General features: G+C 65.0%; 10 protein-coding genes. 2 read left to right on the top strand and 8 right to left on the bottom strand.

Going from position 1 to position 13,376, the window contains the following annotated elements:
* Positions 1-70 precede the first annotated feature (70 nt).
* Positions 71-598 carry a hypothetical protein gene (locus AT984_RS21045; RefSeq protein WP_058721773.1) on the top strand — a complete coding sequence of 176 codons (528 nt, stop codon included), beginning with the start codon at positions 71-73 and terminating at the stop codon, positions 596-598.
* On the opposite strand, the gene AT984_RS21040 is transcribed toward AT984_RS21045, so the two are convergent.
* The 6 genes from AT984_RS21040 to AT984_RS21015 all read right to left on the bottom strand — a co-directional run bounded on the left by AT984_RS21040 (position 582) and on the right by AT984_RS21015 (position 8,388).
* Positions 582-1,793, bottom strand: coding sequence for an MFS transporter (locus AT984_RS21040; RefSeq protein WP_058721772.1), 1,212 nt, complete (start codon positions 1,791-1,793; stop codon positions 582-584). The two genes, AT984_RS21045 and AT984_RS21040, sit on opposite strands and share 17 nt — an antisense overlap.
* Before the next feature lie 33 nt (positions 1,794-1,826).
* Positions 1,827-2,672: an S-formylglutathione hydrolase gene (gene fghA / locus AT984_RS21035; RefSeq protein WP_058721771.1), complete on the bottom strand. Its 846-nt coding sequence runs from the start codon at positions 2,670-2,672 to the stop codon at positions 1,827-1,829.
* A 4-nt stretch (positions 2,673-2,676) separates the two neighbouring features.
* Positions 2,677-3,783, bottom strand: coding sequence for an S-(hydroxymethyl)glutathione dehydrogenase/class III alcohol dehydrogenase (locus AT984_RS21030; protein ID WP_058722514.1), 1,107 nt, complete (start codon positions 3,781-3,783; stop codon positions 2,677-2,679).
* Positions 3,784-3,957: 174 nt separating this feature from the next.
* Positions 3,958-6,198 carry an FUSC family protein gene (locus tag AT984_RS21025; RefSeq protein WP_058721770.1) on the bottom strand — a complete coding sequence of 747 codons (2,241 nt, stop codon included), beginning with the start codon at positions 6,196-6,198 and terminating at the stop codon, positions 3,958-3,960.
* Positions 6,199-6,242: 44 nt separating this feature from the next.
* Positions 6,243-7,187 (bottom strand): glutathione synthase, encoded by a 945-nt coding sequence (gshB, locus tag AT984_RS21020; protein ID WP_058721769.1) that lies wholly within the window; start codon positions 7,185-7,187, stop codon positions 6,243-6,245.
* Between the two features lie 34 nt (positions 7,188-7,221).
* Positions 7,222-8,388, bottom strand: coding sequence for a benzoate/H(+) symporter BenE family transporter (locus tag AT984_RS21015; protein ID WP_231741481.1), 1,167 nt, complete (start codon positions 8,386-8,388; stop codon positions 7,222-7,224).
* An 81-nt stretch (positions 8,389-8,469) separates the two neighbouring features.
* Here AT984_RS21015 and AT984_RS21010 point away from each other — a divergent pair, with 81 nt between their 5' ends.
* Entirely contained in the window at positions 8,470-9,240 is a 771-nt protein-coding gene (locus AT984_RS21010) for a class II glutamine amidotransferase (RefSeq protein ID WP_058721767.1), read from the top strand.
* Between the two features lie 229 nt (positions 9,241-9,469).
* Here AT984_RS21010 and AT984_RS21005 read toward each other — a convergent pair whose 3' ends face one another.
* Together AT984_RS21005 and AT984_RS21000 are read right to left on the bottom strand one after the other, a co-directional pair.
* The gene (locus tag AT984_RS21005) at positions 9,470-11,353 is read right to left on the bottom strand and encodes a potassium transporter Kup (RefSeq protein WP_058722513.1); all 1,884 of its coding nucleotides are present in this window, start codon (positions 11,351-11,353) and stop codon (positions 9,470-9,472) included.
* Between the two features lie 151 nt (positions 11,354-11,504).
* Complete coding sequence (locus AT984_RS21000; RefSeq protein ID WP_058721766.1) at positions 11,505-13,352, bottom strand: potassium transporter Kup; 1,848 nt, start codon at positions 13,350-13,352, stop codon at positions 11,505-11,507.
* Between the last annotated feature and the right edge of the window lie 24 nt (positions 13,353-13,376).

The following is a 13,376-nucleotide window of genomic DNA, read 5'->3' as shown; positions in this document are numbered from 1 at the left end:
AAAGCCCGGGGCGGGGCAGGCCAAGCAGGGCGATATGCTTGCGGCATCGCCATCAGCCCAGAGCCTCCCGATGCACACGCCTAGCCGCAAGCCAATCACCGCTCCCGCAGCCATCGCCCTCCTCGCTGCCGCCGGCCTGATGGCCGGCCTGGTGCAAGCGGCTGAGCTGCCAAGCACCGGCCTGCAAAGCTGCCGCACCCTGACCGATGCCAAAGCCCGGCTGAGCTGCTACGACGCCCTGGCCGATCAGGCGGCCAAGCAGCCCCAAACACCAACAGCCAGCACTGCGCCGCTGGCTGTGGCTGCAACGGCTACGACCACAGCCGCCGCCCCGGTGGCCGACACCTTTGGCCTGACGAATAGGCCCAAGAACGAACCCAATGTCATCAGCGGCCAGATCGACGGCCTCTTCGAAGGCTGGGGACCGAACCAGATCATTTATCTGAGCAACGGCCAGGCCTGGCAGGTGATTGATGGCAGCCGCGCCGTGGTCTACCTCAAAAACCCCAAGGTCGAGATCCGCAAGGCGGCCATGGGCAGCTTCATGCTGGAACTCGAGGGCAGCAACGAGACCGCCCGCGTCAAACGCCTGCGCTGATCCGCGCGCGCCTGGCGTAGGCCAGCAAGACCAGCAGCGCCAGCACACAAAAGCCCGCGCCGGCGTAGAAGGTGCTGGGGGCGCCATGCGCGTCCCACAGCCAGCCGGCCGCCGCGCTGGCCAGCAGCATGGCCAGGCCGCTAAGCAGATTGAAAAAGCCATAGGCGGTGCCGCGCAGATCGGGCGGGGCCGTGTCGGCCACCAAGGTGGCCAGCAAGCCCTGGGTCATGGCCATATGCACGCCCCACAAGGCCACACCGCACAGCAGCATGGGCCAATGCTCGGCGCGGGCCAGCACCAAATCCGCCGCGATCAGCAGCACCAGGCCGCCCGCCAGCAAGCCGAGCTTGGACTCGCCCAGACGATCTGACAACTTGCCGAAGGGGTAGGCGGCCAGCGCGTAGACCAGATTCATTGCCACCATCACCAGCGGCACCCAGGCCATGGGCACGCCCGTGCGCTGCGCTTGCAGCACCAGAAAGGCCTCGCTGAAGCGCGCCAGGGTGAACAGCGCGGCAATGCCCACCACCCACCAATAGTCGGCACTCAGGCGGCGCAGATTAGCGGGCTTGATCGGATTGACCCGCGGCGCCGTGCTGCTGCGCGGCGGTTCTTGAACACCGAACAGCAAAAGCAGCACGGCCAGGGCGCCGGGGATCACCGCCAGCCAGAACACGGCGCGGAAGTCATTCGCCCACATCAGCATCAAGCCCACCGCCAGCAGCGGGCCGAGAAAAGCGCCCACCGTGTCGAGCGCCTGCCGCAGGCCGAAGGCGGCGCCGCGAATCTGCGGCGGCGTCAGGTCGGCCACCAAGGCATCGCGCGGCGCACCGCGAATGCCTTTGCCGACCCGGTCGATCAGCCTTGCCGTCACCACCAAGCCCATGCCCGGCGCCAGCGCGAACAACGGCTTGCTGAGCGCGCCCAGGCCATAGCCCAGCAGCGCCAGACCTTTGCGGCGGCCCAGGTAATCACTCAAGACACCGGAGAACACTTTGACGATCAAGGCCGTGGCCTCGGCCATGCCTTCGATCAGGCCCACGGTCAGGGCGCTGGCGCCCAGGCCGCTGACCATGAACAGCGGCAGCAAGCTGTGGATCATTTCGGAGGAAACGTCCATCAGCAAGCTGACAAAGCCCAGCACCCAGATGCTGGCGGGAATGCGGCGCAGTTGTTGGGCGTCCAGTGATTTCATGGGGCCGATGCTGCGCGCTGGATGCGGCCAGGCTTAGCCCAACAAGGCCTTGGCGTGATGCCTGAGGTGGTCCTCGACAAAGCTGGCGATGAAGTAGTAGCCGTGGTCATAGCCCAAATGCCAGCGCATCGTCACCGGCTGGCCGCGGGTCTGGCAGGCGGCTTCGAAGCGCTCGGGCAGCAGCTGCATTTCCAGCAGGAATTTGTCGGCCATGCCCTGGTCGATCAAGATGCCGGCGGGGAACAGCACGCCTGCTCCCGGCGCCTGCAGCATCAAGGCACTGGCGTCGTGCGCATCCCAGCTGGCAGTGTCAGGCCCCAAATAGCCGCTGAAGGCTTTCTTGCCCCAAGCACATTGGCTGGGCGCGGCGATGGGTGCAAACGCCGAGACCGAGCGGAACTTGTCGGGGTGGCGCAAGGCCAGGGTCAAGGCACCGTGGCCGCCCATGGAGTGACCAAAAATACCCACCTTGTCGGCCGGCAATTGCAAGGCGGCCAGCACCTGGGGCAGCAACTCCTCGGTGATATAGCTTTCCATGCGCCAATGGCGGGCCCAGGGTTCAGCGGTGGCATCGAGATAGAACCCGGCGCCGACTCCAAAGTCCCAATGCTCGGCCTCACCCGGAACTTGGGCGCCGCGCGGGCTGGTGTCGGGCATCAGAAGCGCCAGGCCCAGCTCGGCGGCCACTCGCTGCGCGCCGGCCTTCATGGTGAAGGTCTCTTCGGTGCAGGTCAGGCCGGCCAGAAAGATCAGCAGGCCTTTGGGTGCCGGCGGCACAAACAAGGCGAAGCGCATCGGCAGGCCGATGACTTCGGACTCATGCCGGCAAAACTGCTGCTGCCCGCCGAAGCTGGCATGGGTGGAGATCAGCTCAAACATGGGCTTAGAACTCGACCACCGAGCGGATGGATTCACCGCGCTTCATCAGATCGAAGCCTTCGTTGATGCGCTCCAGCGGCAGCTTGTGGGTGATCAGCTCGTCGATCTTGAGCTTGCCTTCCATATACCAATCAACGATCTTGGGCACATCGGTGCGGCCGCGCGCGCCGCCGAAAGCACTGCCTTCCCATTTGCGGCCGGTCACCAGTTGGAAGGGTCGGGTGCTGATCTCTGCGCCGGCCTCGGCCACGCCGATGATGATGCTGCGGCCCCAGCCCTTGTGGGTGCACTCCAGCGCGTCGCGCATGACCTTGGTGTTGCCGATGCACTCAAAGGAATAGTCGGCGCCGCCGTCGGTGAGCTGAACAATCGCGTCCACCACGTTGGCGTGTTCCTTGGGGTTGATGAAGTGGGTCATGCCGAACTGGCGGGCCAGGGCCTCGCGCTCGGGGTTCAGGTCCACGCCGATGATTTTGTCGGCCCCCACCATCTTGGCGCCCTGGATCACATTCAGGCCAATGCCGCCCAAGCCAAACACCACCACATTGGCGCCGGCCTCGACCTTGGCGGTGAACAGCACGGCACCCACGCCGGTGGTCACGCCGCAGCCGATGTAGCAGACCTTGTCAAAAGGCGCGTCCTCGCGAATCTTGGCCAGGGCGATGCCGGGCACAACGATGTGATTGGCGAAGGTGGAGGTGCCCATGTAGTGAAAGATCGGCTTGCCATCGATGGAAAAGCGCGAGCTGCCATCGGGCATCAGGCCCTTGCCCTGGGTCGGGCGGATGGCCTGGCAGAGATTGGTCTTGCGCGAGAGGCAGAACTTGCACTGCCGGCACTCGGGCGTGTAGAGCGGGATGACGTGGTCGCCGGGCTTGAGCCAGGTGACGCCCTCGCCCACTTCCAACACGATGCCCGCGCCCTCGTGGCCCAGGATGGCGGGGAAGATGCCCTCCGGGTCGGCGCCGGAGAGGGTGTAGTAATCGGTGTGGCAGATGCCGGTGGCTTTGACTTCCACCAAGACTTCACCGGCGCGCGGGCCGTCGAGCTGCACGGTTTCAATCGTCAAGGGGGCACCGGCTTTCCAGGCCACGGCTGCGCGGGTGGTGATCATGGTGGGAGGCTTTCTTTTTGAGGGACTGCAGGAGGAGGAGAAAGTGCGCGGATTCAGGCCGACGGGGACACGCCCGTGGCGCCTGGGCCGGCGAATGGCGCAGAGCATAAACCGCAGGCCGCGGCTGTGCTGACCACGGGTCATTCTTAACGTGGGGGTCAACCCGTCAGCTCAGCCCTGGCGGGCCGGCTCGGGCGGCATGGCGGTTTGCAGGCGCTGCATGGCCTCGCTCAGCAAGGCAGCCTCGCGCTGGCACAGGCCCAGGCGGCGCAGCAACCAGGGGCTGAGGTCTTGCTGGCTCAGGTGCTCCGGCCAGACCTCGTCCTCCAGCGGCGTGCTCAGGCGCTCGGCAGCGGCCGAGCTTTCCGCTGCGGCAAGGTCGGCGGCGCCTGCAAGGCTTCCAGCGTTTTTAGACGACCCCGGCGCCGGCTGGCCGGGCTGTTGCAAGGCCTGCAACAGCCCGGCCAGGCTCAGCTGCAAGGCGGCCGGGCTTTGGGTCGGGTCCAAGCGCTCGCGGCGCCGGCTGAGCAGTTGCTGCAAGGCGCCCAGCAAAGCCATCAGCCGGTAACCATGGCTCAGCACCGCCTCAATCTCGGGCTCAGGCAGGCGCACGCTGCGCGGCTCCACCCGTGTGCGCTGGGCCGCTGCGGCCAGCGCCGCCAAGGCCGTGTAGGCCTGTTGGCGGCTCAGGCGCTGCGCCAATTGCTGAGCTTGCGTCGGCGCCCATTGCAAGACATTGCGCGCATGCCGGCCCAGGGCCAGGCGCAACTGGCCGTTGAGGCGCTGCAGGCTGCGGCGCTCCCAAGACGGCAGCACAAAGCAAAACGCCCAGGCCAGCAAGGCGCCGATGACCGTATCCGCCAGGCGCTCACCCACCGCCGGTTGGGTGCCCGCCGCCAGCAGCAAAGGCTGCAGCAAGGCCATCAAGGTCGCCGCAGTGGCCGCTACCCGGTAGCGTTGATTCACATAGGCATGGGCCACGCCCACCGCCACCAAAAAGCTCAGGGCCAAGATGCCGTGACCGGCACCCAAGCGCGCTGCTTGAGCCAGGGCCAGCACCAGCAGGCAGCCGATGACGGTGCCGATGATGCGGTCGTTGCGGCGCGACAAAGTCTGCTCCAGATTGCCGCGCAGCACCACCGACACGCTCAGCACCAGCCAATGCGGGTGGGCCGCCCAGGGCAGCATCAGCCCTAAGGCATAGGCCAGCGACAACGCCAAGCCGCCACGCAATGCATGGCGCATCACACTGGACTGCAGGCTCAGATGGGGTTTGAGCGCCGCCAGCGGCCAGCCCTCGGGCGAGACGAAAAGCTGCAACTGCTCGCGCGTCCAGGCGCTGGCCCGGTCGGGCTGGCGGCAGCGCTCCACCATCGCGGCGATGTCGTCAAACATATGGCCAATGCGGCTTTGCAAAGCGTCCACCAAATGGAGGCGAGCATCTCCCGCCGGCGCCTGAACGCTGGCCAGGCGGGCGGCCAGGTCTGCGCGCCAAAGCACGGGCGATTGCTGGGGCGAGACCTCCGGCAAAGGCGCGCCGCGGTCCACATGCGCCGCCAGTTCTTCCAACACCGCAGCCAGCGGCAGCAAGGTGTCGGCCAGGGCATGGCGCCAGGCCAGGGCGGCCGCATCCTCGCCCAGCAAATGCAGATCCAGCCGGCTGGCCAGCAGTAAATCGCGCAGCTCGATCAGGCCCAGCACCAGATCGATCTGACGCCGGCTGTGCGCCGAGGGCTGGGCGGCAAAGACTTGGTCGCGGGCCGCTTGCAAGGCTTCGGCCAGCAGCACATCGTCGGCAATCGAGGCGCGGATGCCGGCCTCGGCCAGCGGCACATCACCGCGAATGCGCTCGGCGCGTGAACGCAAGCGCCGCACCGCGGCACGCATGGCCGCGGCCACCGCCAGTTCGCGGTAGCGGCGGCGCAGCAACACGGCCATGAATCTCGCCCACACCGCATAGCTGAGCGCACCGGCGGCCACCCAGGCGGCGTGGATCAGGGCATCCAGCGGCGTGGCCGGCGCCTCCCAGGCCATGGCGAACACCAGCGCCAGCACGCCGGTGAACGACAGCGGCCCGGCGCGTGCGCCCCAGGCCATGCTCAGCAAGCTGGCAAAGGCAATCAGCGCAATCAGCAGCGTCATCGCCAGCGGCGACGCGCGCAGCAAACCGACCGACAAACTCACCAGGGCGGCCACCAAGGCAGCCGGCAAGACCCGCATCAAGACCCGCTGCGGCGGGTTGGGCACATCCGGCAAGCTGGCACAAACCGCGCCACCGGCCGCCGCCAAACCGACCGGCAGGCCCAGCAGCAGGCTGAACAGCGCCTGCACCGTCGCCACACCTAGCGCCACGCCGATGCCGTTGATGTGGGCGGCCGTCAGCTGCCGGGCGAGGGGAAGTTGTCGCAGCATGGCCTCAGGGCTTCAACCTTGCAGCGAAGCAAGCAGCAGCCGCATCAGAGGCTTCGCTCCAGCGCATCGACGAACATCTTGGCGACGTCGAAGCCGGTCTGGTCGGTGATTTCCTGGAAGCAGGTGGGGCTGGTGACATTGATCTCGGTGAGGCAGTCGCCAATCACATCCAGGCCCACCAAAAGCAGGCCGCGCTGGGCCAGGATGGGGCCCACGGCTTCGGCAATTTCTCGGTCACGCGCGCTGATCGGCTGGGCCACACCCTTGCCGCCCGCGGCCAAATTGCCCCGCACCTCGCCGCCTTGCGGAATGCGCGCCAGGCAGAAAGGCACCACCTCGCCGCCAATCACCAGCACGCGCTTGTCGCCCTGGCTGATGGCGGGCAGATAGCGCTGCACCATGATGGTTTCGGCGCCGTCCTTGTTCAGCGTTTCGATGATGGCGCCGAGGTTGAGGCCGTCCGCGCCAACGCGGAAGATGCCGGTGCCGCCCATGCCGTCCAGGGGCTTGAGGATGATGTCTTTGTGCTCGGCATGGAAGGCGCGCACCACCTCGGCGGAGCGCGTCACCAGCGTGGGCGTGCAGTACTGCGGGAACTCCATCAGCGCCAGCTTTTCGGGGTGATCGCGCAGCGCCGCGGGCTTGTTGAAGACGCGCGCGCCCTCGCGCTCGGCCTGGCCCAGCAAGTGGGTGGCGTAGAAGAACTCGCTGTCGAAAGGCGGGTCCTTGCGCATCACGATGGCATCGGTTTCGGCCAGCACCAACTCCTGCGTGGCGGCCACGCTGTACCAGTCCTTCGCGTCGCCGGTCAGGGTCAGCGCGCGGGCGCGGCGCGCGAGCACACGGCCGCCGCTGCGCCACACCAGATCAGGCACCTCGCAGGCCCAGATCTCATGGCCGCGCTTGGCGGCCTCGCGCATCATGGCGAAGGTGGAGTCCTTGTAAGTCTTGAAGGTCTCAATCGGGTCGGCAACGAACAGCAGTTTCATGGCAATAGCTTCCAGTCAATCATTCAATCAGTCTTTATCTCGAACGCAAGTGTTGCACCAATAGCGCCACACTGCCGGCCACCACGCCCCAGAACGCCGACCCAATGCCGAGCAGATTCAGGCCGGAGAGCGTGACCAGAAAGGTCAGGATGGCGGCGTCGCGGTGCTTTTCTTCCTTCAGCGCGGCGCTCAGCCCGCCAGCGATGGTGCCCAGCAAAGCCAGGCCGGCAATCGCCGCCACCAACTCACGCGGAAAGGCCACCAGCAAGCCCACCACCGCGCCACCGGCCAGGCCCACGGCGATGTAGAACACCCCGGCCGCGCAAGCGGCCAGGTAGCGGCGGCGCGGGTCGGCATGCGCCTCGGGGCCCATGCAGATCGCCGCCGTGATGGCCGCGAGGTTGAAGGCATAGCCACCGAAAGGCGCCAGCAGCAGGCTGGCAAGACCTGTCACCGTGATGCTGCGCGACACCGGCGCGCGATAGCCTGAGGCGCGCTGCGCGGCCACGCCGGGCAGATTTTGCGAAGCCATGGTGACGAGGAAGAGCGGCAGCGCCACACCGATCAGGGCCGCCACGCTAAAGGCCGGCGTGGTCCAGACCGGTTGCGCCCAAGCCCATTCCACCGCACCCCAATGCAAGCGCCCTTGCCCGGCAGCCACCGCCACGCCCACCAGCAAAACTCCCGGCACCGCATAGCGCGGCCACAGGCGCTTGCCCAGCAGATAGGCCGCGGCCATGCTCAGCACGAGCAGCGGCGCGGTCTTGACGGTCAAGACAGCGTCCAGGCCAAAACGCGCCAGCACCCCGGCCAGCAGGGCCGAGGCCACGGCCAGCGGGATGCGGTCCATCAAACGCTCGAACCAACCGGTGGTGCCGAACAAGATGATCAAAGCGGCGCAGACCAAGAAGGCGCCAATCGCCTCGGCCATGGGGATGCCGGAGGTGGCTGCGATCAGGGCCGCGCCGGGCGTGGACCAGGCGGTCAGCACCGGCTGGCGGCTCCACAGCGACAGACCGAGGCTGGTGACGCCCATGCCCAAGCCCAAGGCCCACATCCAGGAACTGGTTTGCGCCGGCGTGGCGCCCAGCGCCTGCGCGGCCTGAAAGACGATGGCCACCGAACTGGTGAAGCCCACCAAAACCGCTACAAAACCAGCCACCACAGCCGAAACAGAAAGATCGCGAAGCCAGCTTGTCATGCCCGCCAGCATAGCGAAGGCTTTCGCACAGCGCAGTTCTACTGATTCCCGACCCCACGCCTTGCTGCCAAACTGACGCCTATGTGCCGATTTCTTGCTTATCTGGGTGAGTCGATTTTTCTGGAAGAGTTGGTCTGCACGCCGCGCCACTCCTTGGTGCGCCAGTCGCTGCGGGCCGATGAGGCCAAGGCCGTCACCAATGGCGACGGCTTCGGCATCGGCTGGTATGGCGAGCGCAGCAGCCCCGGCATCTACCGCGAGGTGATGCCCGCCTGGTCAGACGACAACCTGCTGGCCCTGTGCAGCAATGTGCGCTCACCGCTGTTCTTTGCCCATGTGCGCGCCGCCACCGGCACCGGCATCGCGCGGCAGAACTGCCACCCTTTTCACTACGGCCCCTATCTCTTCATGCACAACGGCCAGATTGGCGGTTATGGCCAGTTGCGCCGTGCGATGGAGTCGCGCCTGTCAGATCATCTCTATGCCCACCGCCAAGGCGCGACCGACTCGGAACTGCTGTTCCTGATGATCATCAACCGCATGGAAATGGGCGACAGCATCACCCAGGCCGTGGGCCAAGTGCTCAACGAGACGCTGGCGATGATGCATGTGCTGGGCATTGACCAGCCCCTGCGCTTTTCGGCCGCGCTGGCCGATGGCAAGTCCATTCACGCCTTCCGCTTTTCCAGCGATAAGCGCGCCCCTACCCTCTATCTTCACCGGCATGGCGAGCTTGGCCATGTGATCGCCTCGGAGCCGCTGGAAGGCGAGCACGAGGGCTGGGAGCTGATTCCGCAGGGCATGGTGGTGCACTTGTCGGAAGAGGGGCAGCGCAGCGAGGCGCTGGCTTAAACCGAGCTGGGCGGTCTGTCCCGCAAAGCGTCTAGTCAGTTGGGGACTTCGTCCGGACCCAAGCAGGCCCTGCGGCCTGATTGGCGCCTGACGGAGGCTTGGCCGCCTGCCAGCGGCCAAGCAGAGCTACTCGGGGGTACCCTCGGGCGGCCTGTCCCGCAAGGCTTCTGATCAGTTGGGGACAGAGCTACTCGGGGTACCCCCTCGGGCGGTCTGTCCCGCAAAGCTATTAGATTTGCACTTTGGAGCCCAGCTCCACAATCCGGTTGGCGGGCAGGTGCAGGAAGTCGGCCGCCGCCGCCGCGTTGCGGTGCATGCTGGCGAAGAGCTTTTCGCGCCACAAGGCCATGCCGCTGCCGATGGTGGGAATGACGATGTCACGAGACAGGAAGTAACTGGTTTCCATATCGTCCAGCTGCACATCATGCTTGGCCAAAAGGGTCAGCGCGGCGGGCACATCGGGTTCATCCTTGAAGCCGAAGTTCAGGCTGACTTGCCAGCAGCGGTTGCCCAGCTCTTCGATATGAACTCGCTCCGCTGCCGTCACCCAAGGCACTTCGTGATGCTTGACAGTGACGAAGATGTTTTGCTCGTGCAGCACCTTGTTGTGCTTGAGGTTGTGCAGCAAGGCATTGGGCGTCATGCCCGGCTCGGCGGACAAAAACACGGCCGAGCCCACCACACGGTGCGGCGGGCTGATGAACACAGCGTCGAGGAAACTCTTCAGGTCGATCGCATCCTCACGCAGCTTGTCGCTGAGCAAACGCCGTCCCTGCTTCCAGGTCAGCATCACGGTGAACACCGCGCCCGCAATCGCCAGCGTGAACCAGCCGCCCGAGAACACCTTGAGGACGTTGGAGGACAGGAACACCAGCTCAATCGACAAGAAGAAGGCGGTGGCCCCAAAACACAGCCAAGCCGGGTACTTCCACAAGTAGCGGGTGACAAAGAAGGTCATCAAGGTGGTCAAGACCATGGTGGCCGTGACCGCAATGCCGTAGGCCGTGGCCAGGGCGGACGAAGAGCCGAACAAAGCCACAGCCGCCACGATGGCGCCGAATTGCATCCAGTTGACCGCAGGGATGTAGATCTGGCCGGTTTCCTTGATGGAGGTGTGAATCACCCGCATGCGCGGCAGATAGCCCAGCTGAATCGCTTGCTTGGTAACAGAGAAGGTACCGGAAATGGTGGCTTGCGAGGCAATCACCGTGGCCATGGTGGCCAGGCCGACCATGGGCAGCAGCAAGCCCTCGGGCACCATCAAGAAGAAGGGGTTCTCCACCGCCGCGGGGTTGGACAGCAGCAAGGCGCCCTGGCCGAAATAGTTCATCAACAAGGCCGGCCAGACCAGGCCGAACCAGGCCAGGCGGATGGGCTTGGGGCCGAAGTGGCCCATATCGGCATACAAGGCCTCAGCGCCGGTGACCGACAGAAACACCGCGCCCAGCACCACCAAGGTGACATGGCCGTGGGTCAAGGCGAATTCCAGCGCCAGCAGCGGGTTGATGGCGGCCAGCACGGCGGGCTCACGCAGGGTCCAGACCACACCGAAGTAGGCAATCACCAAGAACCAAATCAAGGTGATGGGGCCAAACACCACGCCCATGGCGCCGGTGCCGTGCTTCTGGATGGCGTAAAGGCCAAACAAAATGCCCAGGGTGATGGGCACCACATAGGGCTTGAAAGCGGGCGTGGCCAACTCCAGGCCTTCGATTGCGGACAAGACCGAAATTGCTGGGGTGATCACCCCGTCGCCATAAAACATGGCCGCGCCCAGGATGCCCATCAGGAGCAGGGCCAGCTTCAAGCGCGGCCGGTCTGCCACCGCCGTGCCGGCCAGCGCCAGCAAGGCCATGGTGCCGCCTTCGCCCTTGTTGCTGGCCCGCATGATCAGGGTCACATACTTCAAGGACACGACGATGGTCAGGGTCCAGAACACCAGCGACAAGATGCCGATGATATTGGCCGGTGTGAGCGGCACATGCCCCGCGTTGAACACCTCTTTCAAGGCATAGAGCGGGCTGGTACCGATGTCGCCGTAAACGACGCCGAGCGCCCCCAGGGTCAAGCCAGCCAGTGCCGATTTGCCGTGCGCAGTAGTTTCAGAACTCACAGATTTGCGCGGCGCCACGATGCGCCGTCTTGATCGAAAACAGGCATTCTGCGCCTTGTTTTGCTGCACCGCATCAAATTCAATGGCTGTTGCCAAGGCGCTGCAGAAGTGCAGCCGCGAGCGGGGCGGCGGCACTCAGGCGCTTGCGCAATCAGATTTCGACCTTAGACCCCAGCTCCACGATCCGGTTGGTGGGCAGGTGCAAAAAGTCAGCCGCTGCCGCCGCATTGCGGTGCATATTGGCGAACAGCTTCTCGCGCCACAGCGCCATGCCGCTGCCGATGGTGGGGATGACGATGTCGCGCGACAGGAAGTAGCTCGTCTCCATCTCCTCCATCTGCACCCCGTGCTGGCGCAATAGCTGCAGGGCCACGGGCACGTCGGGCTCGTTCATGAAGCCGAAGTGCAGGCTGACCGTCCAACAATCATTGCCCAGGTTCTCAAAGCTCAGACGCTGCTCGGGCGCCACCCAAGGCACTTCGTGGTGCTTGACGGTCACGAACAAGTTCTGCGCATGCAAGATCTTGTTGTGCTTGAGGTTGTGCATCAAAGCGTTGGGCGTCACGCCGGCCTCGGCCGCCAAGAACACCGCGGTGCCCGGCACCCGCAGCGGCGGGCTGATGAAGATGGCTTCCAAAAAGCTCTTCAGCTCAATGGCATCGTCACGCAGCCGGTTGCTGAGCAGGCGCCGGCCCTGCTTCCAGGTCAGCATCAAGGTGAACATGGCGATGCCAATCATCAGCGGGAACCAGCCGCCGGCCACCAACTTGAGCATATTGGAGGCGAGGAAGGTCAGGTCGATGACGAAGAAAAAGCCCGTGGCCAGAAGGCACAGCGGCAAGGGGTATTTCCAGCCGTAGCGAATGACGAAGAAGGTCATCACCGTCGTGATGGTCATGTCGATGGTGACGGCAATGCCGTAGGCCCCTGCCAGCTTGCTGGAGGAGCCGAACAAGACCACCGCCAAGACGATGAAAACAAACAGGCCCCAGTTCACAAAGGGCACATAGATCTGCCCGGTGTCACGCACCGAGGTGTGCAGGATGCGCATGCGTGGCAGCAAGCCCAGCTGCACGGCCTGCTTGGTGACCGAAAACGCGGCCGTGATCAAGGCCTGCGAGGCCACGATGGCCGCCAGCGTGGCCAGCACGAACAAGGGAATCTCGGCCCAGCTGGGTGCCAACAAAAAGAAGGGGTTCTTAATGCCCTCGGGGCTCTCCAACAGCATCGCCCCTTGGCCGAAATAGTTGATCACCAGCGAAGGCATGACGATGCCGTACCAGGCAATGCGGATCGGCTTTTTGCCAAAGTGGCCCAAGTCGGCGTACAGGGCTTCGCCGCCGGTGACCACCAGCACCACAGCACCCAGGGCAATGAAAGCCACCAGCTTGTGGGTCATGCAAAAGGCCAGGGCATAGGCCGGATTGATCGCCGCCAAAACCTGCGGGTTCTCCAACACATGCGGCAGGCCCAGCAAGGCCAGGCTGACAAACCACAGCACCATCACCGGCCCGAAGGCCTTGCCGATGCCGCCTGTGCCCATGCGCTGCACGGCAAACAAGCCCGCCAGCACCAAAAGGGTCAGCGGCAGGATGGCCTCATGAAACTCCGGGGCGTAGACATCAATGCCCTCGACCGCGCCCAACACTGTCATGGCCGGAGTAATGACCGCATCACCAAAAAAAATCGCGGTGCCGAACATGCCGACCAGCATCAAGCGGCGCCGCAGCGCCGGCTTGCCATTCACCGCATTGGTGGCCAGCGCCAGCATGGCGATCAAGCCACCTTCGCCGTTGTTGTCGGCACGCAGGATCAGCAGCACGTACTTGAGCGAGACGATGATGGTCATCGTCCAGAACAGCAGCGAGAGCACGCCCAGGATGTTGTCGGGCGTCGGCGCAACATGGCCGCCATGGAACACCTCTTTCAAGGCGTACAGCGGGCTGGTACCAATGTCGCCATAGACGACGCCAAGGGCCCCCAGGGTCAAACCGGCCATGGCCGATGGCGAATGCGACGAATT

The organism is Paucibacter sp. KCTC 42545 (genome assembly GCF_001477625.1).
Taxonomy (GTDB): domain Bacteria; phylum Pseudomonadota; class Gammaproteobacteria; order Burkholderiales; family Burkholderiaceae_C; genus Paucibacter_A.
Note: the sequence above shows the minus strand (reverse complement) of the source record. Positions and strands in the feature narration are given on the sequence as shown.